This window comes from Streptomyces albofaciens JCM 4342, assembly GCF_008634025.1.
Taxonomy (GTDB): Bacteria; Actinomycetota; Actinomycetes; order Streptomycetales; family Streptomycetaceae; genus Streptomyces; species Streptomyces albofaciens.
This window is the reverse complement of record NZ_PDCM01000001.1, coordinates 2,598,508-2,625,184: the sequence shown is the minus strand read 5'-3', so window position 1 is coordinate 2,625,184 and position 26,677 is coordinate 2,598,508. Positions and strand designations below refer to the sequence as shown.

At 72.1% G+C, this 26,677-nt stretch carries 16 protein-coding genes and 2 pseudogenes; 7 read left to right on the top strand and 11 right to left on the bottom strand.

Annotated elements, in window-relative coordinates:
• Window positions 1-530: 530 nt before the first annotated feature.
• Window positions 531-1,928 carry a hypothetical protein gene (locus tag CP973_RS11745; RefSeq protein WP_341874810.1) on the top strand — a complete coding sequence of 466 codons (1,398 nt, stop codon included), beginning with the start codon at window positions 531-533 and terminating at the stop codon, window positions 1,926-1,928.
• Between the two features lie 37 nt (window positions 1,929-1,965).
• On the opposite strand, the gene CP973_RS11740 is transcribed toward CP973_RS11745, so the two are convergent.
• The 5 genes from CP973_RS11740 to CP973_RS11720 all read right to left on the bottom strand — a co-directional run bounded on the left by CP973_RS11740 (window position 1,966) and on the right by CP973_RS11720 (window position 11,707).
• Window positions 1,966-4,380 (bottom strand): tetratricopeptide repeat protein, encoded by a 2,415-nt coding sequence (locus CP973_RS11740; RefSeq protein ID WP_150239964.1) that lies wholly within the window; start codon window positions 4,378-4,380, stop codon window positions 1,966-1,968.
• Window positions 4,373-4,831, bottom strand: a complete 459-nt coding sequence (locus CP973_RS11735) for a hypothetical protein (RefSeq protein WP_150239962.1) — start codon at window positions 4,829-4,831, stop codon at window positions 4,373-4,375. Before CP973_RS11735 ends, CP973_RS11740 begins: the two co-directional genes overlap by 8 nt.
• 279 nt (window positions 4,832-5,110) lie before the next feature.
• Entirely contained in the window at window positions 5,111-6,964 is a 1,854-nt protein-coding gene (locus CP973_RS41385; protein ID WP_280119005.1) for a helicase-associated domain-containing protein, read from the bottom strand.
• 16 nt (window positions 6,965-6,980) lie between these two features.
• Window positions 6,981-8,663 carry an SWIM zinc finger family protein gene (locus CP973_RS11725; protein ID WP_150239958.1) on the bottom strand — a complete coding sequence of 561 codons (1,683 nt, stop codon included), beginning with the start codon at window positions 8,661-8,663 and terminating at the stop codon, window positions 6,981-6,983.
• Complete coding sequence (locus CP973_RS11720; RefSeq protein ID WP_483025197.1) at window positions 8,660-11,707, bottom strand: DEAD/DEAH box helicase; 3,048 nt, start codon at window positions 11,705-11,707, stop codon at window positions 8,660-8,662. Before CP973_RS11720 ends, CP973_RS11725 begins: the two co-directional genes overlap by 4 nt.
• A 459-nt stretch (window positions 11,708-12,166) precedes the next feature.
• Between CP973_RS11720 and CP973_RS11715 the strand changes: the two genes are divergently transcribed.
• The 3 genes and pseudogenes from CP973_RS11715 to CP973_RS39965 all read left to right on the top strand — a co-directional run bounded on the left by CP973_RS11715 (window position 12,167) and on the right by CP973_RS39965 (window position 14,471).
• Window positions 12,167-13,684 (top strand): UvrD-helicase domain-containing protein, encoded by a 1,518-nt coding sequence (locus CP973_RS11715; protein ID WP_150239956.1) that lies wholly within the window; start codon window positions 12,167-12,169, stop codon window positions 13,682-13,684.
• Window positions 13,685-14,032: 348 nt separating this feature from the next.
• Window positions 14,033-14,266: pseudogene (locus CP973_RS40780) on the top strand (DUF6343 family protein); the annotation flags it as partial.
• Between the two features lie 16 nt (window positions 14,267-14,282).
• Entirely contained in the window at window positions 14,283-14,471 is a 189-nt protein-coding gene (locus CP973_RS39965; RefSeq protein ID WP_167538318.1) for a hypothetical protein, read from the top strand.
• 586 nt (window positions 14,472-15,057) lie between these two features.
• Here CP973_RS39965 and CP973_RS11700 read toward each other — a convergent pair.
• From CP973_RS11700 to CP973_RS11680, 5 genes and pseudogenes are all read right to left on the bottom strand, one after another.
• Window positions 15,058-15,441: a tetratricopeptide repeat protein gene (locus CP973_RS11700; RefSeq protein ID WP_150243464.1), complete on the bottom strand. Its 384-nt coding sequence runs from the start codon at window positions 15,439-15,441 to the stop codon at window positions 15,058-15,060.
• Window positions 15,442-15,771: 330 nt separating this feature from the next.
• Window positions 15,772-15,846: pseudogene (locus CP973_RS41580) on the bottom strand (cupin domain-containing protein); the annotation flags it as partial.
• 238 nt (window positions 15,847-16,084) lie between these two features.
• Complete coding sequence (gene coaE / locus CP973_RS11690; protein ID WP_150239952.1) at window positions 16,085-16,672, bottom strand: dephospho-CoA kinase; 588 nt, start codon at window positions 16,670-16,672, stop codon at window positions 16,085-16,087.
• A gap of 182 nt (window positions 16,673-16,854) precedes the next feature.
• On the bottom strand, window positions 16,855-17,802 hold the full coding sequence (locus tag CP973_RS11685) for a proteasome assembly chaperone family protein (RefSeq protein WP_150239950.1): 948 nt from the start codon (window positions 17,800-17,802) through the stop codon (window positions 16,855-16,857).
• A gap of 247 nt (window positions 17,803-18,049) precedes the next feature.
• Window positions 18,050-19,708 carry a flavin monoamine oxidase family protein gene (locus CP973_RS11680; protein ID WP_425281960.1) on the bottom strand — a complete coding sequence of 553 codons (1,659 nt, stop codon included), beginning with the start codon at window positions 19,706-19,708 and terminating at the stop codon, window positions 18,050-18,052.
• Between the two features lie 226 nt (window positions 19,709-19,934).
• Here CP973_RS11680 and CP973_RS11675 point away from each other — a divergent pair, with 226 nt between their 5' ends.
• A complete protein-coding gene (locus CP973_RS11675) occupies window positions 19,935-20,933 on the top strand; it encodes a right-handed parallel beta-helix repeat-containing protein (protein ID WP_150239948.1) in 999 nt (332 codons plus the stop codon).
• A gap of 168 nt (window positions 20,934-21,101) precedes the next feature.
• On the opposite strand, the gene rpsA is transcribed toward CP973_RS11675, so the two are convergent.
• Window positions 21,102-22,613 (bottom strand): 30S ribosomal protein S1, encoded by a 1,512-nt coding sequence (rpsA, locus tag CP973_RS11670; protein WP_003983922.1) that lies wholly within the window; start codon window positions 22,611-22,613, stop codon window positions 21,102-21,104.
• Between the two features lie 374 nt (window positions 22,614-22,987).
• On the opposite strand from rpsA, the gene CP973_RS11660 reads away from it, so the two are divergent.
• Both CP973_RS11660 and hrpB read left to right on the top strand, forming a co-directional pair.
• Window positions 22,988-23,830 carry a class I SAM-dependent methyltransferase gene (locus CP973_RS11660; protein ID WP_150239946.1) on the top strand — a complete coding sequence of 281 codons (843 nt, stop codon included), beginning with the start codon at window positions 22,988-22,990 and terminating at the stop codon, window positions 23,828-23,830.
• 242 nt (window positions 23,831-24,072) lie between these two features.
• Window positions 24,073-26,670: an ATP-dependent helicase HrpB gene (gene hrpB, locus CP973_RS11655; RefSeq protein WP_150239945.1), complete on the top strand. Its 2,598-nt coding sequence runs from the start codon at window positions 24,073-24,075 to the stop codon at window positions 26,668-26,670.
• The last annotated feature ends 7 nt before the right edge of the window (window positions 26,671-26,677 follow it).

The following is a 26,677-nucleotide window of genomic DNA, read 5'->3' as shown; positions in this document are numbered from 1 at the left end:
AGACGGGCAGAGGTGGCTGCGGGTGCCGGTCGGCCCGGAAGGACCGCAGTGGTCCACCCGGGCCGGAACCGCGCGCGTCCTGTTCGTGGTCCACAACGTCACCTCCGCCACCCGCCTGCTGGACGTCCTTCCCCTGTTCGACGCCGACCCGCGCATACAGTGCCTGGCCACGTGCACGGGATCGTCGCCCTACCTGCACGGCGTACCGGAGCTGCTGGCGGACGCCGGACTGCCCGTCCTGCCGTGGGAGCAGGCCGTCGAGACGCCGGTGGACCTCGCGGTCAGCGCCAGTTATGGCGGCGAACTTCACCTGATTAAGGGGAAATTGGCCATACTGTCGCACGGCATTGGCTACAATAAGAGGCTTCCTACACCGGACACCGGACACCGGACACCGGACACCGGACACCGGACACCGGACACCGGACACCGGACACCGGACACCGGACACCGGACACCGGACACCGGACACCGGACACCGGGGGTCGGGGTCGGGGCGGGCGCCGGTCTTCGGGCTCTCGCCGGAGTGGTTGCTGCGCGACGGCGAGCCCGTCGCGACGGCGACCGTGCTGTCCCACCCCGAGCAGCTCACCCGCCTCCGCCGCGCCTGCCCGCCCGCTGCCCGTACGGCCGTACTCGCCGGTGACCCGTGCTTCGACCGCCTGCTGGCCGCACTCCCCCACCGCGACGACTTCCGCCGCGCCCTCGACGTGGCCCCCGGTCAGCGCCTCATCGTCGTCAACTCGACTTGGGGGCCGCGCTCCCTGTTCGGCGACTCCGACGACATCCTCCCCTGGCTCCTGGACAGCCTGACCCGCGAACTGCCCGTCGACGGCTACCGCCGCTGCGCCGTCCTGCACCCGAACATCTGGCACGGACACGGCCCCGGCCAGGTCCGTGCCTGGCTGCGGAACGCCGAGTACGCCGGGCTGACCGTCGTACCTCCGCTGGGCCCCTGGCGGCAGGTCCTGGCCGCCGCCGACGCCGTCATCGGCGACCACGGCAGCGTGACGTACTACGCGGCCGCCATCGGTACGCCCGTACTCCTCGGCGCGTTCCCGGCCCAGGATCTGGACCCGGCCTCGCCCGTCGCCGAGCTGGGCCGCACGGCACCCCGGCTCCGCCCTTACGAGCCGCTGCTCCCCCAGCTCGACAAGCTGCTGGCCGGCCACCGTCCGGACCGGTACGCCCAGCTCACAGCGCTGGCCAGCTCGGCCCCCGGGGCCTCGGCCGGCCTGCTCCGGCGCACCTTCTACGACCTCATGGATCTGTCCGAACCGAGCCCTCCCGCCTATCTGCCGCACCTGCTCGCGCCCGCCTACGGTGCCGAGCCCACCGCCCTGCCACCGGTCACGCCGCTCCGCGCTCCCCTCCAAGTCCTGACCCACCTGCGCGACCGCCGTCCCACCGCACCGCCCGAGATAACGGTCACCCGCTACGCGGACGTCGGCCCCGGCCCGTTCGCCCACTCGGACCGGTCGGCGACCGCACCCCTGTCCGAGCCCCCGTCCGCACCCGCACCCGCCGATCAGGCCGCACTTCAGGTCGCGTCCCACACCGCCATCCACGAGGACGCGCCCGACAGCACCCGGCTGCCGCTGGCCGACCTGGTGCTCCACCACTCCCAGCCCGAGCCCGCGGCCTGGACACGGGACGCGATGCGCCGCCACCGGCACTGCGCCATGGCCGCATGTGTCACCGCGCCGGATACCTGCCTCGTACGCGTCCCCGACGGCAGCCTCGTCACCCTCACCGCGGCGCCCGGCCCGGACGGCCGCCGCGACCGGTGCGATCCGGCCGTGTACGCCTCGGCTCTCTACGCCTGGTACGAGCGGGGCAGGCCCCTCGAAGACCTCCTCGACGGCTTGACCGTGGTGACGGGTGACGCCGCCCACCACCTACGGGTGACGCTCACTCCTCCCGGCTGAAGCGCTCCATGGTCTCCTTTCGCTGTTTCTACTGTTCCTACTGCTCCAACCGCTCCAGTCGGGCCCGTACAGCTCCGGTTCTTGGCGCTCCCGTCTTCTCGTGGAGGGCCAACGCCGCCCTCAGAAAGCGGATCTCCGCCTCCGTCTCCCCTGCCCGGTGGGCCCGGTCGGCGCGCAGTTCCGCCAGGTCCGCCTGCTGGACGACCGAGTCTTCCGCCACCATGACCGTCGCGGCCCGGCCGAGTGGCTCGTCGGCCTCCTCCGCGCGCCCGGCGTCGATCAGCGTCCGCCCGAGACTCATCAACACCCGCGCCTCGTTGTACGGATCGGGCAGCGCGCGTATCAGTCCGAGGGCGTGCCGCAGCTGTTCTATCGCTTCCTCGTGGCGGCCCATGCCTTGGAGCGCCCGTCCGAGGTGGTGTTCCAGCAGGGCCAGTGCCCGCGGGTCACCGACTTGCCGGGCAAGATCGCGGGCCGACCGGAAGCACTGGGCGGCGTCGGACCACCGCTCCTGCTTCAAATGCAGCAATCCGAGCGATTCGACCGCGGTGGCCTCCCCGCGTGTGTGCCCGGCACGCCGGTCAGCGACGGCTGCTTCCTCGAACTGCGTCTGCGCCTGCGGGAACTCCGCGAGGCCCAGGTAGGCGAAGCCGAGCTGCGCGCGCATTCGCCCTTCGGCCTCGGGGCAATCCTCCGCGCAGCGCACCGCGGCCTCCACCCCGAGCCGGTGGGTGGCGACCCATTGCTGGTGGAAGCCGAGCCGCAGGTGCAGTCCCCACATGGCTTCGCACAGCTGCCACGTCAGGTCGTCGAGCCCGTGGTCCGCCGCGGCCCGTACCGCTTCCGCGAGGTTCTCCCGCTCGTCCCGCAGCCAGGCCAGCGCGCTGGAGCCGTTCGCGTACGCGGCGGGTCGTCCCGCCAGCCGCGCGTACACCGGCCCGAGATGCCAGCGGCCGGGCAGCACGCACGCGTCGGCCGCCGCTGCGGCACGCACGTACCAGAGCAGTGTCCGGCGTACCGCTGCCGCCGCCCCCGCTATCCCGTCCTCGGCCAGTGCGCGCTGTTCCGCGTATTGCCGCCAGAGGTCATGGAAGCGGTAACGCGCCTGGTCGGACTCCCCGGCCTCGCTCTCAGCCGCGGCCCCGCCTCCGGTCCCCGGTTCGTCCCCTCGTCCCTGTGCCGGCGCCCCTGCCTCGGACACGTCCTCGACCAGCCGCGCGTCGGCCAGTTCGGCGAGGAGGGCGCTCGCCTCTCGCTCGGAAACGCCGGCCGCGGCTGCGGCGGCGCCCGGCGTCACATGCCGCCACGGCCGCAGACTCGTCAGCCGGAACACCTTGGCCGCGGCCTCCGACAGGTTCCCGTACGAGGCGTCCATCGCGCCCCGCATCGGCTCGCCCGCCGCGCCGGACGGCGCCTCCGGTCCGCCGGTCCCGCGTTGCGCGGCGGCTGTCCCGCCTTTCGCGCCGACTCCGTCATCCGCGTACGTCCGCTCGTCACCGTACGGTCCGTCGGTCTCGTCGCTCATGGCCATTTCGCGCTCCAGCAGCTCCCAGTCCGGCTGTTGTGTCGCGGCGGCGCGCGCCCCGATCGCGCACAGTGCGAGCGGCATCCCGCCGCACCGCCGCGCGACCGCCTCGACTCCGGGGCCCGTGCCACCCAGTCGCGCGAGGAGTCCGACCGCGTCGGGGGTGCCGAGCGGGCCGAGCCGTATGGTGTGCGCGCCGTATTCGACGACCAGTCGGCCCAGGTCCGTACGGCTCGTCACGATGGTCAGCGAGGCCGGGGAGGCGGCCAGCAACGGCCGTACCTGGGCGGCCGAGTGGGCGTCGTCCAGCACGGTGAGGAGGCGCCGTTCCGCCGTCACCGTGCGGAACAGGCTCTCCTGCGCGTCCGGTTCCGTCGGTACGTATGCCGGGTATACGCCGAGGTCGCCCAGGAAGCGCAGCAGCACTTCGGACGGCGTGAGCGCCGTGGCCGCGGAGGCGCCGCGCAGGTTCGCGTACAACTGGCCCTCTTCGAAGCGGCTCCGCAGCGCGGCGGCCAGGCGCAGTGCGGTGGCCGTCTTGCCCACACCGCCCGGGCCCCAGAGGACGACCACGAGGGGCGCTCCGCCATGCCCCATGCTTTCGGTGCCGGCGCCGGGGAGCACCTGGTCGAGTAACCCGACCACCTCGGTCAGGACGGTCTCGCGGTCGGTGAAGTGACGGGTGACCGGGGGCAGCGTACAGGGCACCGGTGTGCCCGGCACGATGGCCGGCACGGGCTCCTGGATGGTCAATGTGCCGATGCTGTGGGCTTGTACGGCGGCCCCGTGGACCGTTCCGCTGATGTGGTTGCGCGTCGTGGTGGCTGCCCCGTCATCCGTCATGGAGCCGAGCGCGGCCGGTTCGCCGAGCGCGGCCGGTTCGGGTGCGGCGGATGGTCCGGGCCGGACGGGCCCCGTGTCAGCCACGAGCGGGCCCTCCGGTGCTCCCGCCGCCGCTCTGATCGACCCGGGAGATCACCCCGGCCTGGATGACCGTCCCGTGGTGCACCCCGCCGGTCATGGTGTTGTGCACGTCCCGCACGGTGATCCCCGGTTCCGTGTCGGGGCGCAGTTCCGCCAGCAGTCGTCGCAGTTCCTCGGCCGCGGCCGGGTCGTCGAGCAACGCGCGGCGCAGCCGGACCCGCCATTCGGCCTCGACGTCGGCCTCGCCTGCCTCGTCACCGTCGCGCTGTGCCGCCGCCAGCTCCGTGCGCGACACCTCCAGCTCCCCTTCGAGGACTTCTACCTCGCCGCCGTTCCGGCGCCGCGAGAAGAAGGCCGCCACCCGCTGCCGGGCCTGCGTCCAGCCCTCCGTCACCATCTGCTGCACCAGCGCCGTCGCCCCTGCCGTCGCGAGCGCTGTCAATTCCGCGTCCATCGGCCCCCCTTGTTCAGCCGTACGAGACGTACGGTCGTGCGTCCGTTGCCACGGTAAGACGGTAAGGAGAAGTTCCTCTTCTTGCCCAGGCCGGTCCGTGGTCGAGCGGTAGGGAAGGTCACCGCCCCCACGGCTCGTCCCGGGCGCCTCAGCAGCCCCGTACCGGACGCGTCCGCTCTGCGTCCGCCACTTCTTCTTTCTCCCCTTCTTCCCCTCTTCGACTTCCTGCGTACCCACGCTACTTGACCCCACTGACAATCGGCGGTTCCGCATCGCCGGTCAGGCCGTCAGGAGCCGCCGGGCGAGCGCGAGAGGCTTGTTGACCTGGCCGGACGGCGAAGGTCCGGTGCGGGCGGCACGGTGGCGGGGAGCGCGTTCGACGGATGCCGTGCCGGACGCGGATTCGAGCGCGGGGGCGTAACCGGCGTCGCGCAGCGCTTCGATGGTCGCGGCGGGTGGCTGGGCGCTGACGAGGACGGTGGGGGCGACGGCGCGCAGGCCGAGGGGCTGGAGGGCCCGGTGGGCGGCGAGTTCGCGGGCCAGCGCCTCATCGTCGGAGCGGATGCAGCAGCCGGTGGGCAGCACACGCATCCGGCCATGGGCGCGGGCGGCATCCTGGACGAGGTAGGTGAGGGGTTGCGGCAGGGGGCCGGTGGCGGACGCCTCGGAGAGCGCGTCGAGGAGGTCCGTGGCAGCACGGCCGGAGTCGAGGGCGCGGCGTACGGAAGCGGGGGTGAAACGCCAGGTCACGGCGTGGCCTTCGGATTCCCGGTCGGCGGCCGAGGACAGCAGGTCGGCGAGGGAGGCGGACGGCGGCCCCGGAACGACGGCGGTCAAGTCCGCCTGGAAGTGGGCCTGCTGGAGGGGCGGCGGCAGCAGGTCACGGAGGGCGTCGCGGAGAGGCCCGGGGTTTGCGGGGGACGCCGCGAGGAAGGCGTGGCCGAGTGGGGTCAGGGTGCCGTGAGCGGCGAGCGCGAGGAATGCGGCTTCGTCGAGGATGTGGGTGGCGCGGTCCTCGGCCAGCGGTTCGCCGCTGAGGGCCAACGGGCGGTGCCATGCGGCGGCACGGAGGAGAGCGGGCAGGTCGGGCCGGTGCCCCGGTGTGCCGGCCGGTGCGGTGGACAGCGCTGTCAGGAGGGCGTGGCGCAGCGCCGGCGCGTGCCGGTCTTCACCGCGCACCAGCGCCGTGGGCGTCTCGCCGAACGGGGTGTGAGTCGGAATGGACCAGAGAGTCGCCCAAGCGGTCAGAACCGGAACGAGTCGCTCACCAGGGTTTTGCGTCAGCCAGTCGTCGTACGCACTTGTGGGCGCGGCCGTGATACCCGCGGGGGTGCGGGTCAGCGCGATGAGGTCGGCGGCGAGCACGACGTCGAGCAGGAGACGGGTACGGGCCTCGGTCGTACCGGCCGCCTTGGCCAGGCGTTTGATCTCGCGCAGGGCCAGCCCTCCGGTCTTGCGGAGGGCCGCGGGCCGGTCGGCGAGCGAGGCGAGCAGTCGGTCCAGGGCCGCGGCGAGGATGGAGGCGGCGGCCTGGGATTCGTCCTCGACGGAGGGCTTGGCGGCGCCGGCCTCCCGCGAGGCGGTCTCGGGGGCGGGCAGTCGCGGAGCGGTGGGGGCGAAGGTGCCCAGGTCGTGGGCGGCCAGGAGCTGCGGGATGCGCGGCGGGACCACGATCGCGCCGTCTTCGGCGGGGGCGGCGAGCCCGTCCTCGTAGAGGAGTTCCAGGGCGGCGGTCACCGCGTCGCGGGCGGGGCCGGGGGCGGTGGCGCCCAGGGCTCGGTACGCCTCCTCCGCCGGAACCGGCTCCGCGGCCAGGTCCGGGAACGACAGTCGGTGGGCCATCAGCGACTGGTAGTCGGCTCCGGCGGCGGGGGCCGCGGGCGCGGGAGCGGCACGCCGGGCCAGGTCCTGGCTGACGCGGGCGGTGGCGGCGAGGAGCTGGAGGCGGGGATGGTCGAGGTGCAGGACGGTGTGGTGGAGGATTTCGTACGACCACAGGGCGGTGGCCAGCTCGCGGAGCCGGGTGGGCGCGGGCCTGCGGGACAGTGCTTCCGCGTGGCGGGTGAGCAGGGCGGCCAGCTCTTCGGGGGTGCGCTGTGCGAGGGAACGGGTGAGTGTGTCGAGACCTTCCACGGCCAACGAGGTTAGGTCACCGGCCCAGCAGCGTGGTCAGGGCCCCTACGGGGTCGGGGTCGGCGCGGCCGGTGGGCCACCAGTCCTCGGCGCCGGGGTCGGATTCGTACGGATACCAGCGGTTGTCGTGGCCGAAGCGGAGCTGGATGCCACGGGCGGGGTCGGTGAGGTGGTTGTGACGGGGGCGGAGAGTGGGCAGGTCGGCGGCTGCCAGGGCGCTGCGGGCGCGGTCGAAGTCACCGGCGGGCGGGTTCCAGGTGGTGTCCAGGAGGGTCAGTCCTTCGAGGCCGCCCTGGCGCCAGGCGGCGACGGCGCGCGCCACATCGGTCACGCTGCGACCGGTGGCGGCGGCGAGGTCGCGGTAGAGAGCGCGGGTGGTCGAGGTCAGACCGGCGGTGGGGTGGGCGGTGGCGGCCAGCCGGATGCCGTCCTGCCAGGGTGTGAGCGCGGGGAAGGGAGATATGCCGGTTTCCGGGGGCTGGTCCGGCCGAGTCGCGGGCGTCGGTCCGGGGAGCGGAGTGGCGGCCGATGCTGTCGGGGCGCCGGTCTGGAGGGCACTGCCGCCCCGGAGGGCGCTCAGGTAGGCGTGGGCGCGGGCCGTGGCATCGGTGGCCAGGAATTCGAGGGCTTCCGCGTCCAGCGGGAGGCCGTCGGCATCCGGGAGGGCATGAGTCTGCCCGGGGTGCGGCGGCAGGGGCATGGGTGGTGGAAGGGACGGCAGCGGCCGGTCGGCCAGGGCGCGACGGGCGAGCACACCGCGCGGCGAGTGCGGCCTCGCAGCCGGTGACGCCGACGCTGAAGCTGGGTGATGCTCCGCGTCCGTACCCGCTCCCGCTCCGGGCGTGACCTGCGACCTTTCCTCCGCAACCGTGCTCCTCCTCGCCTGACTCGCGGCGGCAGCCGCCGCGCGTGCGTCGGCACGTGCACCCGACAGCGGCCCGGGACCGGTCTTTGGTGGCGCCATCTGAGCACTGCGTGATTCGCGCGCCGTGAGCGTCGCGTTCCGGCGTGACAGCTCGTCGAGAAGTTCCCGCTCGCCACGGCCGCGCATGAGGAGGAGCACGAACGGATCGGCGTCCAGCAACCGCGCCGCCTGGAAGCAGACGGCCGCGGCGTGCTTACAGGGGTGGCCGTGGTCGGGGCAGGAGCAGCGCGGTACGAGGTCGCCCGGGCCGGGCAGCAGGCGTACACCCGTTTCGGCGACGCTCCGCGGCAGTTCCTTGGCCAGGAGTGCGGTGAGCTGCGCCGGCTCGGCTGCGATGGCGTCCAGCAGGTCGGTCCACTCACCAGGGGTGAGCTCCTGGAGACGGATCACCACGTTGTACGGGCGCGGCCGGCTGCCCCGGACGGTGGCCGCGATACGCCCGGGGGTGATGTTGATCGTGTCGACGTTGCCGTCGCGTGCGTACATACGGCCCCGGGCGAGGCGGGCGCTGTCCAGGGCCGTGGACTCCAGGGCGTCCAGCCAGGCGCTGCCCCACCACGACTCGGCGAACAGCCCTCGGGCGCCGGAACGCTGCGGCAACGGCGGGAACGTGCGCGAGCGGTCGGAGCGGTCCATGCGCCCCGGGCGGTCCGGTGCGGCACCGCGGCCCGGACGGGCCGACGGGGACGTGCCCGGGCCGGAAGCCGGGCCACGGCCGTGGCCGAAGTGGCCGGCGCCGTCGTCTCCGGGCAGGGGGCGGGGGCGGCGGGTCATGCGGCCCTCCTCAGGGAGACGAGGTCGGCGAGCTGGGCGTCGGTCAGTTCGGTGAGCGCGGTCTCGCCGCCGGTCAGGACCGCGTCCGCCAGGGCACGCTTCGCGGTGAGCAGTTCGGCGATGTTGTCCTCGACCGTGCCCTCGGCGATGAGCCGGTGGACCTGGACGGGCTGGGTCTGGCCGATGCGGTACGCCCGGTCGGTGGCCTGTTCCTCGACGGCCGGGTTCCACCACCGGTCGTAGTGGATCACGTGGCCGGCCCGGGTGAGGTTGAGTCCGGTACCGGCGGCCTTCAGGGAGAGCAGGAAGACCGGGGTGCGGCCGGACTGGAAGCGGTCGACCATTTCCTCGCGCTGCTTCACGGGCGTACCGCCGTGCAGGAGCTGGTTGCCGATGCCGCGTGCGGTGAGGTGTTTTTCGAGCAGCCGCGCCATTTCCACGTACTGGGTGAAGATCAGTGTCGCGCCGCCCTCGGCGAGGATCGTGTCGAGCAGTTCGTCAAGGAGTTCGAGCTTGCCGGAGCGGGCCGCCAGGCCGGGCACCGCTTCTTTCAGATACTGCGCGGGGTGGTTGCAGATCTGTTTGAGGGCCGTCAGCAGCTTCATGACCAGGCCGCGCCGGGCGATGCCTTCGGCCGCTTCGATCTGGGCCAGTGTTTCGCGGACGACGGCCTCGTAGAGGGCGGCCTGCTCGCGCCCCAGGGCCACCGGGTGGTCCGTCTCGGTCTTCGGCGGCAGTTCGGGGGCGATCCCGGGGTCGGCCTTCTTGCGGCGCAGGATGAACGGGCGGACCAGTCTGGCGAGGCGCTCGGCTGCCTCCGGGTCCTCGCCGCCCTCGACCTCGCGTGCGTACAGGGCGCGGAAGGTCTTCAGGGAGCCGAGCAGGCCGGGGGTGGTCCAGTCGAGGAGGGCCCACAGCTCGGACAGGTTGTTCTCGACGGGGGTTCCGGTGAGCGCGATACGGGCCGGGGCCTTGATGCCGCGCAAGGCCTTGCCCGTGGAGGATCTGGGGTTCTTCACGTGCTGCGCCTCGTCCGCGACGACCCAGGCCCAGGTACGGGCGGCCAGCGCGGCGGCGCTCGACCGCATCGTGCCGTACGTGGTCAGGACGAAGCCGCCCTCGACGTCTTCGAGGCTGCGGCCGGTGCCGTGGAAGCGGCGTACGGGAACGCCGGGGGCGAAGCGCTCGATCTCGCGCTGCCAGTTGCCGAGGAGGGAGGCCGGGCAGACCACGAGAACCGGGGCGGTGGGGCGTTGGTGCAGGTGGAGGGCGATGACTGTGATCGTCTTGCCGAGGCCCATGTCGTCGGCGAGGCAGCCGCCGAGCCCGAGGGACGTCATCCGGTCCAGCCAGGCCAGGCCCCGGAGCTGGTAGTCGCGCAGGGTCGCGTGCAGACCGGTGGGCTGCGGTGGAACCGGCGCGTCCTGGGTCAGACGGGAGCGCAGCGCGGCGAGGGCGCCCATGGGCACCACCTCGACCTCTTCGCCGTCCACCTCGGTCGTGCCGTTCAGCGTGACGGCCAGGGCGTCGACCGGGTCCAGGTAGCCCAGTTCGCGCTTGCGGGCCTTGCGGACGAGCGCCGGATCGACCAGCACCCACTGGTCACGCAGCCGCACCACGGGCCGGTGGGCCTCTGCCAGGGCGTCCATCTCCGCTTCGGAGAGCGGCAGGCCGTCGAGGGCCACCTGCCAGCGGAACTGCAGCAGCTTCTCGGTGTCGAAGAAGCCGAATCCGTCGGCCGCGGTGCCGGGGGCCGGGCGGATGACGGCGGCCGCGGTCAGACCCCGGGCCAGTTCCTTCGGCCAGTGCACGGCGACTCCGGCAGCGGCCAGGCGGGGCGCCGCGTCACCCAGCAGTTCGTACAACTCCTCCTCGGCCAGGGGGAGCACATCGGGGACCGGCCGTTCCAGGAAGCGGGCCAGGGGAGGCCAGACGCGGGCCGCCCGGCGCAGCGCGAGCAGGGTGTCGACACGGGCGCGGGGGCCGAAGTGGTCGGGCCCGTCCCCCTCCCACAGCTGTCCGGCATCGGTGACGAGCGTGGGGTCGGTGAGGCTGTGCACCTGAAGGACGGCGGCCGCGGCGCTGCGCTCTTCGGTAGCGGCGTGGGCCGGTGCCGCACTCGTATCGGTGGGCGTATCAGAGGCACCGTCCTGGTCGGGCCCTGAGTCGTTCCGCATGTCGAAGAGGCCGTGGGCGGCCAGGTCAAGCCGAAGCGACAGCCGTACTCCGGCGTCCACCCCCGCTGCTACTTCGGCAGCCCAGTCGCGCGCGCCGGGCAGGTATTGCGGCGCCGTCGCCGCGAACGGGGCACCGATCATGTGAGCTGCCGCGGGTGTACGGGGCAGGGTGTCCGTCACCGCGTCCACGAGGGCGCGCACGAGCTGCGCCGGATCGTGGACCTGCAGGGGGCTGCTGTCGGCGAGCGGGACGGCGTACGCCTCGGGCGGCATGGCGGCGGCGATGGCCCGGAGGTGCGCCACATCTTCGGAATCCAGCGGTCCGGCACGCCAGGCGTCGGTGTCCTGGGCGGTCAGCCCGGGCAGGAGCCGGCCTCGCGCGGCCAGGTTCAGGGCGTGCAGGACGGCAGCGCCCCAGCAGGCCGCAGCGGGGTGAGCGGTCGGATCGTGCCGGGCGCGGGCCAACAGCGGTACGGCCTCGGCGACGGGGAGCAGCACGGCGGGGACCGTTCGGCGGCGGGCGCCGTTGCCGTGCCGGCGCGCAACCGTCAGGTCGGCCGTCTCCGCCGTACTGGCGGGCTCCGGCCCGGCCGCCCCGGGGCGGCTCGGGGCTCCGCTGCTGTCGCGTACAGCTACGGAAAGGTCCGGGAGAGGGCCGCCGTCCGGACGCCAGAAGGCGAATCTGCCTGCCCGGGGCGGCTCGGCGGGCAGGAAAACCGCAGCGCAGCCGATGAATGCCGGGCTGTCCGCACCACCGCGCTTCCCCTTGGCTCCCTGCCGGTCCTGAGCACGGGCCGCAGCCCTCACAGCAGCGGGCAGGCCGGCCGCGGGCGTCGACCGCCTCACCGTCTCCCCGCTCTCCGCCATGCCACTGCCCTTTCCTGATACTCCTTGCGCCTCTACTACCCCTTGCACCTTTGGCGCTCCTTGCGCCTCTGGCATCCCTTGCGCGTCTGGTGCCCTGCGGCCCCTTGGCGCCTGTCCGGCCCCGGCCGCTGCCGTCCAGCGCCCAGATCTCGCCTGGCTTCCACCCCGACCTGCGAGTTTACGGTTGTCCACGCTGCTTCCCTCCCTTCCACTGCACACCGGCGACGGTGACGCACCGGAACCGGACCCACGCCTGCGCACACGCCATCCGCCCGCGGTCGCTCCGGCCGCATGAGATCGATGGAAGCAGACGGCACTGACAACGGCCGTCGTCGACGGCGGTCCGGCCGAAGTTATCCACAGGCCGCGAAAGAAATCCCACGGCGAGCTTGCGATGGGCTACCGTCGAACCAGTCGTCACGCACAGTGACGAAACCAGTGCGGAGCGAGGAGCGAATCATGAATCAGCCGACAGCCGAGCAGACCGCCGCCGCGGACGCCTTCCGAACCGGCGATCACCTCGTGATCCAGGCCGGAGCTGGCACGGGCAAGACCACGACGCTCGCCATGCTCGCCCGCTGTACGCCGCCACGCGGACGGCCACCGTGCCGGCGAGGCCGCTATATCGCGTTCAACAGGGCCATCGCGCGAGATGCCACCCGGCGGTTCCCCGGCCACGTCACGTGCGGTACGGCACACGCGCTCGCGTATGCGTCCGTCGGCAGGGACTTCAAGGCCCGGCTGAACGCCCCGCGGCAGGCAGGCTGGCGGATCGGCGCCGCTCTGGGCATCGACTCGGGCATGAGCGTACGCATCGGCGCCCGCCGGATCGGCAACAGGGCACTGTCCTACTCGGCGCTGCGTACGGTGACCCGGTTCTGCCAGTCCGCCGATGTCGAGCTCACGGCTCAGCATGTGCCCCGGCTGCGCGGCGTCGAGGCCGACGGGATGCACGCGCGGTTGTCGGAGATCGTCCTTCCTTTCGCCCGCAAGGCGTGGGCGGACCTCCAGCACCCCGAGCGGGGCACCGTCCGCTTCGAGCACGACCATTATCTGAAGATGTGGGCACTGAGCGAGCCGAAGATCCCGGCGGACTACCTCCTGCTGGACGAGGCGCAGGACACCAACCCCGTGGTCGAGCAGGTCTTCACCGCCCAGCGCGGCCATGCCCAGCTGGTCCTGGTCGGGGACTCCGCGCAGGCCGTCTACGGCTGGCGCGGAGCGCGCGACGTGATGAGCACCTTCGACGGCACGCAGCTGACCCTGTCGCGGTCGTTCCGCTTCGGCCCCGCGCTGGCCGAGGAGGCCAACCGCTGGCTGACCATCGTCGGCGCACCGATCCGGCTCACCGGTTCCCCGTCACCGGCCACGGAGCTGACGAAGATCGCGAGACCGGACGTGGTCCTGTGCCGGACCAACGTCGGCGCGATGGTGGAAGTTATACGGCAGCTCGAACAGGGGCGCCGGGTCGCCTTGGCCGGTGGCGGCGGAGCCCTGGCCGCGCTGGCACAGTCCGCGCACAACCTGAGATCGGGCCGCCGGCCGTCACATCCAGAGCTGATGCTCTTCGAGTCCTGGGAGGAGCTGCGGGAGTACGCGGAGTACGACCCTTCCGGTCGGGATCTCCTGCCGCTTGTCGAGCTGGTCGACGAACAGGGCACGGAGGCTGTTCTGCAAGCCCTGGACAGACTGGTTCCGGAGGACTCGGCTGAAGTCACGGTCTCGACGGCACACCGCGCGAAGGGGCGGGAGTGGCCGACGGTCCGGATCGCGGACGACTTCACCGCTCCGGACGACCTAGACGAACAGGACACGGACGGAGAGCTGGTCCCCGGACCCATCGATCTCGCGGAGGCCCGCCTGGCCTACGTGGCCGTGACACGGGCCCGAACGCAGCTCGACATCGGGGGCCTGAGCTGGATCAACAGCCACCCTGCCGGTGATCCACGACCGGGGCTGCCTCGGGGGTCACCGTAAGTGGCGTCGCGTGTGAGAGGAGTCGGGGCCGGGGCGATTGCGTTCGCGGAGCCCGCGGCGGTGCGGTTCGCGCGGCATGGCCGCTTCCTGGAACACATGGCGCACATCTGCCGGATGGGGAGGACCCTGGGAGGGAGGAAGGCGACTTGGGCAAGGTGAGTGGTCAGGGAGCTAGGCGATTGCTCTGGGCATGAGGCCAGGCAGAGCAGGGCAGGGCGTGCCAAGCCATGCGATGCCACACCATTCATGTGCTGGTGCGGAGCACCGAGCACCGAGCACGACAAGACACAGCAACGAGCCTCGGCGTCATGTAAGCGCATGGCGGTGAGCGAGGTGTGGTGAGTGGTGATGCGTACAGGTAGTGAACCTCTTCAGGCACGCAGCCCTCTGAAGATCCGTCGCGGGTTGGCGTTGTGGGGGATGGTCTGGGCCGCGGCGGGCACGGTCGCCTTCGCGGTGGCCGGTCGGCCCGGGTGGGCGGCAGCCTGCGCGGTGGTGGCGGTACTCGCAGCAATAGACCTGACGATCGTCGTACGACACATCCGCCAGGGCGCGCACTACCAGCCGGGCAAGGACGTGCCGCCGTACGAACCCGTCCATGACTCGAACCGAGGGTCCCCGCGCCAACCGCCAGCTGACCTCGGGTGGGGTGGTGGAGATCCAGGTGGCCGTGGTGCGGGCGGTGAGAGATGGGGGTCAGGAGGAGGCATACCTGGGACAGGCGGAGATGAGGGGGGACGTGGGGAGGAAAGGTGACCTGATCGCGACCGGAGGCGGCCGCTGGTGAGGCTGGTGGCCCTGGGTGGGGTACTGGTGCGTACGGCGACAGGCATACCCCGCTGGGGGACGAGTGCCGGTTGAGACTGGTCGGCTACGACCGGGGGCGTTGAGGCCCGGACTGGGCTGGGCTGGGCTGGGCTGGGCTGGGCTGGGCTGGGCTGGGCTGGGCTGGGCTGGGCTGGGCTGGGCTGGGCTGGGCTGGGCTGGGCTGGGCTGGGCTGGGGCGTAACGCCGTACGGATCGTGAGGGAACGGGGTGGGCGGGGCGGGGGTGGGGGGCGGCGCCGGGGCGGGTTGGCGTTTCGACCCAGGAGGCGGGCGCCCCCTTGCGTACCAGTTGCACCATCGCCGGCCTGTCCGCCTGTCCGCCTGTCCGCCTGTCCGCCTGTCCGCCTGTCCGCCTGTCCGCCTGTCCGCCTGTCCGCCTGTCCCAGCCTGCGGGCCCCCGTGCCTCTCGCCTCTCCCCCGCGCCCTCTCCGCAGACCAGCCATCTTCCCCTCCCCCCCCACAGACCAGCCATTTCTCCTCTGTCCCCACCCCCCCCGCAAGCCGTTCGCCGGAAAGAAGATCTGGATGGCGGCTCGGTCGCCTCGCTTATGTGTCTTCCGGGGCTGCCGGGGGCTCGAAGCGGGCGGCCTCCAGGAAGTCCGGGCGGGGGTCCAGGGCTGCGGCGAGGCGGAAGTGGCGCTGGGCCTCGTCGGGTCGGTTCGCGCGCTGGAGGGTGCGGGCCAGGGCGAAGTGGGCGAAGGCGTTGTCCGGTTCGCGTTCCAGGACGATCTGGAATTCCAGTTCCGCCGGGCGGAGTTGGGCAGCGAGGAAGAAGGCGCGGGCGCGCAGCAGGCGGGCCGCGGTGTTCTCCGGGTGGGCCGCGATGACCGGGTCCAGGAGTTGCACGGCGCCACGTGGGTCGCGGGCCTCCAGCAACTGCTCGGCGGCCCGGAAGTTGATGACGTTCGTCTCGGGGCTACGTTCGGCCACGGCGTCTCCTCTTCCGTATGAACGGGCCACCACCGGTCGCACGGCGCTCGCCGGCTCGGTGTGGACAAGCGCATGCGTCGCCCGTTGTGCGGGCGTTACGTGCGGCACAACAAGCGCGTCATTCGTCGCATTCCCCACTCGGGTCGGCCCGCAATCATGGCGTTGAGGACGCAATTGGTTTGTGCGGACGGACTGGTTTGTTGGCATGGGGCGCGGGCTGGGCCTGCTCTGCGGCGCTTGGAGCGTGCGGAGCGCTTGCAAGCTGACGCGGTAAGCCTTTCGCAACGTTTCGTGCACAGTCCGGCGCGTACGGTCACTTTCGCGCAGTATGTAGGCGTCACCCGGGGGCACTACCAGGACCGGGCCACCCTGGGGCTCGATCGTCGCCCGGCCGTCGGCGACCACGCACACTTCGTGGCCTCAGTGTCCGTGCGACACGGAGGGTGACCTACCGGATTTCCCGCATCCGCTTGCCGTCCGGGGACTTCCACAGGACGTTGCCGGCCACCACCGGGCCGCCGGAGTCGATCTGGGGTGGGGCAGCTGTTCGGGCTCCTGGTTGCACTGTCCATGCGCGTTGCGCCCTCCCTCCGCAGCGGGCACGGCGTCCGCTCGGCCCTGCGCCCACTCCCGAGAGCGGCCGCTACCCCCGCACCCGCTCCCACACCTCACGCACCCGTGGCTCCAGATCCTCCAGCGGGCCGTCGTTGTCGATGACCAGGTCCGCGATCGCCAGGCGCTGTTCGCGGGTTGCCTGTGCTTCCATGCGGGCCTTCGCCTCGTGCTCGGCCATGCCGCGCAGGCGTACCAGTCGGTCGAGCTGGGTGCGGGGCCGTGCGTCGACGACGATGACCAGGTCGTACAGGGGCGCGAGGCCGTTCTCCGTGAGGAGGGGTACGTCGTGGACGACCACCGCGTCCGGTCCTGCCGCGGCTTCCAGTTCGGCCGACCGCGCACCCACCAGCGGGTGCACGATCGCGTTCAGTGCTCGCAGCTTTTCCGGATCGTTGAAGACGATCGCGCCCAGTTTGGGCCGGTCGAGGGTGCCGTCCGCGGACAGCACCTCCGGGCCGAACTCCTCGACCACGGCGGCGAGTCCGGGCGTACCCGGCTCGACCACCTCGCGTGCGATCTTGTCGGCGTCCACGATCACCGCGCCGTACGAGGCGAGCAGCCGCGACACCTCGCTCTTGCCCGCGCCGATACCACCCGTAAGCCCCACCTTCACCATGCGCACACGCTACATCGGAGGAGGCGGCAGGCAGGAGGGGAGACGGGCGGCCTGTTCCCCGGCTCAGCTCCTCGCCCCGGGCCGGGACCTCGCTTCAGGCCCCACGGCCTTCAGCCTTTCAGCGTCTCGGCCCTTCAGCCTTTCGGCCTCTTGGCCCTCCAGCCCTTCGATCCCTCGGCCCTTCAGAGCCCGCCGCCTTCGCCCTCCCGCTCCGCCAGGAAGCGTTCCAGTTCCCGCCCGATCTCCTCGGCCGAGGGCAGTTCCATCGGTTCGGCCACCAGGTTCCCGCGGGTCTCCGCGCCCGCCACGGCGTCGTACTGGTGCTCAAGGCCGCTGACCAGCGCGACCAGTTCCTCGTCGCCCTCGGAGATCTGCCGTTCGATCTCCTCCTGGGTCCGCAGCGCCTCCGTCCGCAGCGCGTGCGCCGCGGACGGCAGCACCAGGCCGGTGGCGGCCGTGACCGCCTCCAGGGCGGTCAGTGCCGCGTCCGGGTACGGGGACCGGGCCACGTAATGCGGTACGTGTGCGGCCACGCCCAGTACGTCGTGTCCGGCCTCCGCGAGCCGGAACTCGATCAGCGCCTCGGCGCTGCCGGGCACCTGGGCCTCGTCGAAGACGCTGGCGTGGCCGGGCATGAGGTCGGTGCGATTGCCGTGCGGCGTGATGCCCACGGGACGTGTGTGAGGGACGCCCATCGGGATGCCGTGGAAGTTCACCGCGAGCCGTACGCCGAGCCGCTCCACCATCTGCCGTACCGCGGCCGCGAAGCGCTCCCACTCCACGTCCGGCTCCGGGCCGGACAGCAGCAGGAACGGCGCGCCGGTGGCATCCTCGACGAGCCGCAGCTCGATGCTCGGGGTCTCGTACGCGGTCCAGCGGTGGCGCTGGAAGGTGAGCAGCGGCCTGCGGGCGCGGTAGTCGACGAGCCGGTCGTGGTCGAAGCGGGCGACGACCCGGTGGGAGAGGCCGCCCAGCAGCCGGTCCACGATCTGGTCGCCGGTCTCACCTGCATCGATGTAGCCGTCGAAGTGGTACAGCAGCACCAGCCCCGCGGAGTCCCGCGCGGTGATCGCCTCTACTGCCGCGAGCCCGCTCGGCTCCCATTCGTACAAACCCTGGGGATCCAACACAGTGTCCGCTCCTCCTCGATGTTCGTCCCCCAGAACGTCCTACGTGCCGCCGGCATTCCCACCGCCGATCACACCCCCACAGCCTCCCCCCACACCCCACAGCCCCGACGACCACCCCATCCACCTCACCCGCCACCAACCTCACCCTCACCTACCCTCCGCCTCACCTCCACCTACCTCACCCACCCCCACCTCACCCACCCCCCACCTCACCCATCACGCACCTCACCCACCACGCACCGGCCCCTCACCCCCGCAGTACCCTCCCATGCACCTCCCCCACCACCTTCCGCGCCGACGCGAACGCCCCGTGCTGCCAGGCGACCGTGTGGCTGAGGTGATCGCCCGCGAAGTAGACGCGGCCGGCGGGCTTGTTGAGAGCGGCGTAGCGGGGGGCGTCCGGGCCGCCCTCCAGACTGTGCCAGGCGGCTTCGACGTGCGGCATCAGGCGCCAGTGCTGGGAGAAGGAGGTGAGGAGTTCGGTGCGGTACTTCGGCCCGTGGATCTTGACGCCCTGGGCGACGGCCCGCCGCTCGCGCTCCTTCGGCGACAGCTTCCCGTACACGTCGGCGTCCCGCCCGAAGTTGTAGTAGCCGATGACCACGCCGCGCTCCGCGTGGAAGGCGTACGACGGGTACCAGATGACGCCGACGTCCAGGTCGGTGTTGGTGATTCCGCCGTAGATCCGGTGATCGTCCTCCCACCACCGGCTGCGGTATTCGAGGCCTAGCTTCGCCGCCGAGTCCGGCTTGCACGCCTCCAGTGCGCTCTGTACCGCGCCGCCCAGGTTGTGCGGGACGCGGGCGAGGAGGTGGGGCGGCATGGCCGCGATGCAGTAGTCCGCGTCGAGCGTGCGGGTGCGGCCCTGGTGGGTGTATGTGACGGTGACGCCGTCGGTCTTGTCGGTGATACGGGTGACCACCGCGCCCGTACGGATCTTCCGCTCGCCCACCGCCCGCGTGAGCGCCTGCGGTATCCGGTCCATGCCGCCGACCGGCTGGTACATCAGCATCGCCTGGTCGTAGCCGAACTCGAAGGAGAAGGCGCGGCCGACGCCGCTGGCGAGGACGTCGGACACGGACGGGACCGGGCCGAGGACCGTGCCGGGTGTGCCGGCCGCACCGGGGTCCACGCGGTAGCCGCGCCGCGTACTGCCCGTATAGCGCCAGCTTTTGGCGGGATCGCCGTTCACCCGCCCGCCGATGTCACCAAAGTCCCGCAGGAATTCCAGGAGTCGTTCGCGGTCGTCGGCGGTCAGCTCCTTGTCCAGGGCGCCTTTGTCGGTGGCCTTGGCCAGGAGTTCGGAGACGTAGCCGTACATGTCGGCCTTGGCGGTACGGAAGCGGACCGGGCCGCCACCGGACGCCGTACCCGAGGTACGCGAGGTACCCGAGGTACGCGAAGTATGGATGTACGCGCTCGCGTTCACGTTGGTGAACACTTCCAGCGGTACGCCGAGTTCGCGACAGTAGTCGAGTGTGATCATCCACTGCGCGATGCGGGCGGGGCCGGTGTTCATGTAGTGGCCGTCGGAGAACTGCGCGGTCTGCTTGGTGCCGTGGGTGTCGACGACGACGTCGCCGCCTCGGACGGTCAGATTGCGTCCGCCGGTCCGGTCCGCGGCTTCCAGTACGGTGCAGTCGTATCCGGCCTTGCCCAGTTCGTACGCCGCGGTGAGGCCCGCGATGCCGCCGCCCACGACCACGATCTTGGCGGCGGCCTTTCCCGTCAGCGTGAAGTCGCTCGGCCGCGGCGCGGTGAAGGCCGGTTCGGCTGCCGTCGCCTCGGCGGTCGGCGCCAGTCCCAGCGCGCCCATCGTGGCGAACATCGCCCCGGCGCCGCCGGTGACACCGACGGCGCGCAGGAAATCACGTCGCTTGAAATCGCCTGGCGCAAATCCTGACATGTCCATACCCCCGTATGAATGCCCGTCCTCATGCTTATGGAACGTGTCAACCGATAAGACGCGAATCCGAGCCCCGGGGATGCCCGCGACGGCACCTCACTCCGGCACCGCGGGACCCCAACACCCCATCCGGCCCCAGAGGTTGACCGGGCATCGATAAGTGCTACCTTCACCGCGTTCCCTGTTCACGCTGACGTCCTCCGTTCACGTACAGGAAGGCATACCGATGCGAAAGCTCCCCCCTGGGCCACTCACCACCGCAGCCCTGCTGGCCATCGGCGCCCTGCCGGCCACCTCCACCACGGCCCACGGAAACGCCCCCGTCACCGCCACCGCACCCACCACCGCCCGCACCCTCGACGTCTCCACCGCGGCCCAGCTCAAGAGCGCGCTGGCGGCGGCCAAGCCGGGCGACACCATCCGGCTCGCGGACGGTACGTACAAGGGCAACTTCCGGACCACCACCGCGGCCGGCGCCTCTTCGCGGATCACCCTCACCGGATCCGCCAAAGCCGTCCTGAGCGCGGGCGGCGGCTACGGGCTTCACCTGGACGGCGCCTCGTACTGGACGGTCCGGGGCATCACCGTCACCGGCGGCCAGAAAGGCATCGTGACGGACGCGGCGCGGGGCGTCGTTCTCGACTCCGTCACCGTGCACGGCCTGGACATGGAGGGCGTGCACTTCCGTAAGTCCAGCAGGGACGGCGTCCTCAAGAACTCGAAGATCTACGACACCGGGCGGGACGGCCGGGGCATGGGCGAGGGGGTGTACGTGGGCAGCGCGGGCGGCACCGGGGACAAGAGCGACAACGTGCAGATCCTGCACAACACGATCGGGCCCGGCGTCGGCGGCGAGAACATCGACATCAAGGAGGGCACGACCGGCGCGAAGATCATCGGTAATACGTTCGACGGCAGCGGGCTGACCGGGGCGCACTACGACGACTCATGGGCCGACATCAAGGGCAACAAGGTCCTGGTGGAGGACAACACCGGCAAGCACACGCGTAACAACGGGTACGAGACGCACAGCCAGCAGCCGGGCTGGGGCTGCGGCACGGTCTTCCGCAACAACCGGTCCGACCTCAGCGGCGCGACCGGCCCCGACCGCTACGGCTTCCACATCACCAACTACCAGGCGGCCGACTGCCCGGTAACGATCACCGGCGACAACAAGGTCACCGGCGGACGCGGAATCGCCACTCCGGGCGTCCCGGTCGGATAGCCCGGCCCCCATCCCCGTAAACCACGAACGTCATCCCGACCGTCGCAAGTTCCGCCCCCGACCACCCCGTCCCCGAACAAGCAGAAGGCCCGCCCCCAAAGGGAGCGGGCCTTCCATGTCCTACCGGTCGCTACCGGAAACCCGGTCAGCGCCTACCGGCCGACGCGTTCAGCTCTGGCCGCCGGCCAGCTTCTCGCGCAGCGCGGCCAGGGCCTCGTCCGACGCCAGGGCGCCGGAGTTGTCCGTCGACTCCGAGGAGTACGAGCCACCGGAGACGTTGCCGCCACCGGCGTTGCCGCCGGCCGCCGGGGCCGCCGCGCCCTCGGCCGCAGCCTGCTCGTCGGCCTCGCGGGACTTGATGACCTGGGCCTGGTGCTGCTCGAAGCGCTGCTGCGCCTCGGCGTACTGGGTCTCCCACGCCTCGCGCTGGGCCTCGTAGCCCGGCAGCCAGTCGTTGGTCTCGGGGTCGAAGCCCTCGGGGTAGATGTAGTTGCCCTGGTCGTCGTAGGACGCGGCCATGCCGTACAGGGTCGGGTCGAACTCGACCGCCGTCGGGTCGGCGCCGAAGGACTCGTTGGCCTGCTTCAGCGACAGCGAGATCCGGCGACGCTCCAGGTCGATGTCGATGACCTTGACGAAGATCTCGTCGTTGACCTGGACGACCTGCTCCGGGATCTCCACGTGGCGCTCGGCCAGCTCGGAGATGTGGACCAGGCCCTCGATGCCCTCGTCCACGCGGACGAACGCACCGAACGGCACGAGCTTGGTGACCTTACCCGGGACGACCTGACCGATCTGGTGGGTCCGGGCGAACTGCTGCCACGGGTCTTCCTGGGTCGCCTTGAGCGACAGGGACACGCGCTCGCGGTCCATGTCGACGTCCAGGACCTCGACCGTGACCTCCTGGCCGACCTCGACGACCTCGGACGGGTGGTCGATGTGCTTCCAGGACAGCTCGGAGACGTGGACCAGACCGTCGACGCCACCCAGGTCCACGAAGGCACCGAAGTTGACGATGGAGGAGACGACGCCGGAGCGCACCTGGCCCTTCTGGAGGGTGGTGAGGAAGGTCTGGCGGACCTCGCTCTGGGTCTGCTCCAGCCAGGCACGGCGGGACAGGACCACGTTGTTGCGGTTCTTGTCCAGCTCGATGATCTTGGCCTCGAGCTCCTTGCCCACGTAGGGCTGCAGGTCGCGCACGCGGCGCATCTCGACCAGGGAGGCCGGCAGGAAGCCACGGAGGCCGATGTCGAGGATGAGACCACCCTTGACGACCTCGATGACGGTACCGGTGACGATCCCGTCCTCTTCCTTGATCTTCTCGATGGTGCCCCAGGCACGCTCGTACTGGGCGCGCTTCTTCGAGAGGATCAGGCGGCCTTCCTTGTCCTCCTTCTGGAGGACCAGGGCCTCGATCTCGTCACCGACGGCGACGACCTCGTTGGGGTCGACGTCGTGCTTGATCGAGAGCTCGCGGCTCGGGATAACGCCTTCGGTCTTGTAACCGATGTCGAGCAGGACCTCGTCCCGGTCGACCTTCACGATGACGCCGTCGACGATGTCGCCGTCGTTGAAGTACTTGATCGTCTCGTCGATCGCGGCGAGGAAGGCTTCCTCGTTACCGATGTCGTTGACCGCAACCTGCGGGGTGGTGGCGGTGGTCTCGGTGCTGCTCGTCATGTGGGAAAGGGCTCCGGTACGGACATTGAAGTCGTAGGTACTGCTACGCCGGGAGCCTGTATCGCTTCTGCATAAGACCGGACAGCGTCAAGGACGCGTGAGCCAGGGAACTCCGAACCAACCGAAGCCCCGGCAGCATCCCGAAAACCGAGGGGACATACATACAGATGCGAGCGCGACCTGCTCCGTCTGAGGTGCGCAGGCCCGCAGCGCAACTTGTAGCATACGGGGGCAGCCGGACACGGTCAATGCGCGAAGGCGCACACCCGGGGCGGAACGCCCCATAACCGGCACACGCCATGTTCCGCGAGGCCAACAGGGCCTCGCCGAGACCGGCAGCCACAAGCTCAGCGAAGAGTACGACGACGGGCGCGATGATCCAAGAGTACGAGCCGGAGGCGACACGACGTGCCGCCTCGGACACGGAGAGCAGCCGGGCCAGCCGAGGCTGGTGGGACCGTAACGCGGACGAGTACCAGAACGAGCACGGAGCGTTCCTGGGGGACGACCGTTTCGTGTGGGGTCCCGAAGGGCTGGACGAGGCGGAGGCCGGGCTGCTGGGGCCCGCGGCGGAGCTGAAGGGGCAGCGCGTCCTGGAGATCGGGGCGGGGGCTGCCCAGTGCTCGCGCTGGCTGGCTGCGCAGGGCGCCCGTCCGGTGGCGCTCGACCTCTCGCACCGCCAGCTCCAGCACGCGCTGCGCATCGGTACGGAGGCGGAGGCCGACGGCCCGGCACCCGGCGTGTCGGGGCCGGTCGCGCTGGTCGAGGCGGACGCCGGTGCGCTGCCCTTCCGCGACGCCTCCTTCGACCTGGCCTGTTCCGCGTACGGGGCGATCCCCTTCGTCGCCGATCCGGTGCGGGTGCTGCGCGAGGTGCGGCGGGTACTGCGGCCGGGCGGGCGCTGGGTGTTCTCGGTGACCCACCCCATCCGCTGGGCCTTCCCGGACGAGCCGGGCCCGGAGGGGCTGAGCGTGGGCGCGTCGTACTTCGACCGCACCCCCTACGTCGAGCAGGACGAGAGCGGCCGCGCGGTGTACGTGGAGCACCACCGGACGCTGGGTGACCGGGTGCGGGACGTGGTCACGGCGGGCTTCCGGCTGGTGGACCTGGTCGAGCCGGAGTGGCCGGAGTGGAACACCCAGGAGTGGGGTGGCTGGTCCCCGCTGCGCGGAAACCTGATCCCCGGTACGGCGATCTTCGTCTGCGTGGCGGACTGACCGGAGGAACGATTCGGCAACGGGCTGGTACGGGCCGGTGCGGTCCGGCGCCGGCCCGATGGGGAGCGGAAGGTCCGGCCCGCCCGGTGTGGGGCCGTCCGGTGCCGCCCAGTGTGGGGCGGGACAGTCCGGCACCACCCGGTATAGGACAGGCCGGCGCCCCGGTACGGGACAGTCCGCCACCGCCCGGTACAGGACAGTCCGCCACCGCCCCGTACCGAGCGCTCCGGGAAACTAGTGGAGTGATCCGCCACGACGCCCTCGCCCAGTTGCCCGTACGCACCGCCCTGCCCGCGCTTCAGGAAGCGCTGGACGGGCATGGCGTGGCGGTGCTGTGTGCGCCGCCGGGCACCGGCAAGACGACCTTGGTGCCGCTGGCCCTGGCCGGTCTGACCGGGCCGGAGGCCCCCACCGGCCCCCGCCGCGTGCTCGTCGCCGAGCCGCGCCGGATCGCGGCCCGGGCCGCCGCCCGGCGGATGGCCTGGCTGCTGGGTGAGCAGGTGGGCGAACGGGTCGGCTTCACCGTGCGCGGCGAGCGCCGGGCGGGCCCCCGTACGGTCGTCGAGGTCGTGACGACCGGTGTGCTGCTGCAACGGTTGCAGCGGGACCCCGAACTTTCGGGTGTCGACGCGGTCATCCTGGACGAGTGCCATGAACGGCACCTGGACGCCGACACCGCCGCCGCCTTCCTCCTGGACGTACGGGCCACGCTCCGCCCGGACCTGCGGCTGCTCGCGGCCTCGGCGACGACGGACGCGGCGGGCTGGTCCAGGCTGCTGGGCGGGGACGGCGCATGCGACGGGGACGGCGCGGACGGCGGCGCCGACGGCCCGGCTCCGGTGGTGGAGGCCGCAGGGGTCTCTCACCCCGTGGAGGTCGTCTGGGCGCCGCCGGAGCGGCCGGTGCGGCCCGCGCACGGCATGCGGGTGGATCCGGCGCTGCTCGGGCATGTCGCGGCGACGGTGCGGCGGGCGTTGCGCGAGCGTTCGGGCGATGTGCTCTGTTTCCTGCCCGGCGTGGGGGAGATCGCCCGGGTGGCGGGGCAGTTGGGCGATGTCGCGGCCGACGGCACCGAGGTTTTGCAGGTGCACGGACGGGCGCCGGCAGCCGTACAGGACGCCGTGCTGTCCGGTGGTTCCGGGCGGCGGGTGGTGCTGGCGACCTCGGTGGCCGAGTCGAGCCTGACGGTGCCGGGCGTCCGGGTGGTCGTGGACTGCGGGCTGGCGCGGGAGCCCCGTACCGATCACGCGCGCGGGCTGAGCGCGCTGACGACCGTACGGGCCTCCCAGGCATCGGCCCGGCAGCGCGCGGGGCGGGCCGGGCGTGAGGCGCCGGGGACGGTCTACCGCTGCTGGTCCGAGGGCGAGGACGCGCGGCTGCCGCGCTTCTCGGCGCCGGAGATCAAGGTCGCGGATCTCACCGCGTTCGCGTTGCAGGCCGCCTGCTGGGGCGATCCGGACGCGGCCGGTCTGGCCCTGCTCGACGCGCCGCCCGCGGGCGCGCTGGCCGCCGCGCGCGAGGTGCTGACCGCGATCGGCGCGGTGGACGCGGACGGCCGGGTCACGGACCGTGGCGTACGCATGTCCCGGCTCGGCCTGCACCCGCGCCTGGCGCGCGCCCTGCTGGACGGCGCGCGCCGGGTCGGCGGCCGCCGGGCCGCGGAGGTGGTCGCGCTGCTGAGCGAGGAGCCGCCGCGGGAGTACGGGGACGATCTGGCCGCGGCGTGGCGTACGGCCCGGCGCGGGCAGGACGCGTACGGCGCCCGCTGGCGCCAGGAGGCCCGCAGGCTGGCCTCGGCGGTGGCGGGCGCGGGCGGCACACGTACGGAACCCGTCCCCGAGGCGCCGCACGGCTCCGACGACGCGGCCGCCGGTCTGGTGGCCGCGCTGGCCTTCCCCGAGCGGGTGGCACGGGCCCGGGGCGCGGGCGCGTTCCTGATGGCGTCCGGGACCGGCGCCGAGCTGGGCGACGGCTCGCGGCTGCGCAGCGCGCCGTGGCTGGCGGTGGCGGTCGCCGACCGGCCCGTGGCGGCGGCGTCCGCGCGGGTGCGGCTGGCGGCGGAGATCGACGAGGACACCGCGCGTACGGCGGCCGGGGCGCTGTACGCGGCGGGCGAGGAGGTCCGCTGGGCCGACGGGGACGTGGTGGCCCGCTCCGTCGAACGGCTCGGCGCGGTCGAACTGGTCGCCCGCCCGCTGCGCTCCCCCGACCCCGCCCTCGTCCGGGAGGCGCTGGCGGACGGGCTGCGCCGGGAGGGTCTGGGGCTGCTGCGCTGGACCGACGGCGCGCGGGCGCTGCGGGACCGGATGGCGTTCCTGCACCGGGAGCTGGGCGGCGAGTGGCCCGACGTGTCGGACGCGGCGCTGCTGGCCGGGCTGGACACCTGGCTGGACGTGGAGCTGGGCCGGGCGAAGCGGCGCGCCGACCTGGAGCGGGTCGACGCGGGCCAGGCGCTGGCCCGGCTGCTGCCGTGGGCGAGCGGTGCGGCGGTCCGGTTCGACGAGCTGGCGCCGGAGCGCATCGAGGTGCCGAGCGGGTCGCGGATACGTGTGGACTACGGCGGCGAGCAGCCGGTGCTGGCCGTCAAGCTCCAGGAGCTGTTCGGCTGGCAGGAGTCCCCGCGGGTGGCGGACGGGCGGGTGCCCGTCCTCGTCCACCTGCTGTCCCCCGCCGGGCGTCCGGCCGCCGTGACGGCCGACCTGGCGTCCTTCTGGCGGGACGGCTACCGGTCCGTACGGGCCGAACTGCGCGGCCGCTACCCGAAGCACCCCTGGCCGGAGGACCCGTCCGGCGCGCAGCCGACCCGGCACACGACGGCGCGCCTCAACAGGCGAAGCTGACCGGGCA

What these genes read in the sequence shown, in the direction of transcription:
- CP973_RS11735 (WP_150239962.1), bottom strand. Translation starts at nt 4,831, where the DNA reads ATGGACGCGGAATTGACAGCGCTCGCGACGGCAGGGGCGACGGCGCTG.
- CP973_RS11725 (WP_150239958.1), bottom strand. Translation starts at nt 8,663, where the DNA reads ATGACCCGCCGCCCCCGCCCCCTGCCCGGAGACGACGGCGCCGGCCAC.
- CP973_RS11720 (WP_483025197.1), bottom strand. Translation starts at nt 11,707, where the DNA reads ATGGCGGAGAGCGGGGAGACGGTGAGGCGGTCGACGCCCGCGGCCGGC.
- CP973_RS11715 (WP_150239956.1), top strand. Translation starts at nt 12,167, where the DNA reads ATGAATCAGCCGACAGCCGAGCAGACCGCCGCCGCGGACGCCTTCCGA.
- CP973_RS39965 (WP_167538318.1), top strand. Translation starts at nt 14,283, where the DNA reads ATGACTCGAACCGAGGGTCCCCGCGCCAACCGCCAGCTGACCTCGGGT.
- coaE (WP_150239952.1), bottom strand. Translation starts at nt 16,672, where the DNA reads ATGGTGAAGGTGGGGCTTACGGGTGGTATCGGCGCGGGCAAGAGCGAG.
- CP973_RS11680 (WP_425281960.1), bottom strand. Translation starts at nt 19,708, where the DNA reads ATGTCAGGATTTGCGCCAGGCGATTTCAAGCGACGTGATTTCCTGCGC.
- CP973_RS11675 (WP_150239948.1), top strand. Translation starts at nt 19,935, where the DNA reads ATGCGAAAGCTCCCCCCTGGGCCACTCACCACCGCAGCCCTGCTGGCC.
- rpsA (WP_003983922.1), bottom strand. Translation starts at nt 22,613, where the DNA reads ATGACGAGCAGCACCGAGACCACCGCCACCACCCCGCAGGTTGCGGTC.
- CP973_RS11660 (WP_150239946.1), top strand. Translation starts at nt 22,988, where the DNA reads ATGATCCAAGAGTACGAGCCGGAGGCGACACGACGTGCCGCCTCGGAC.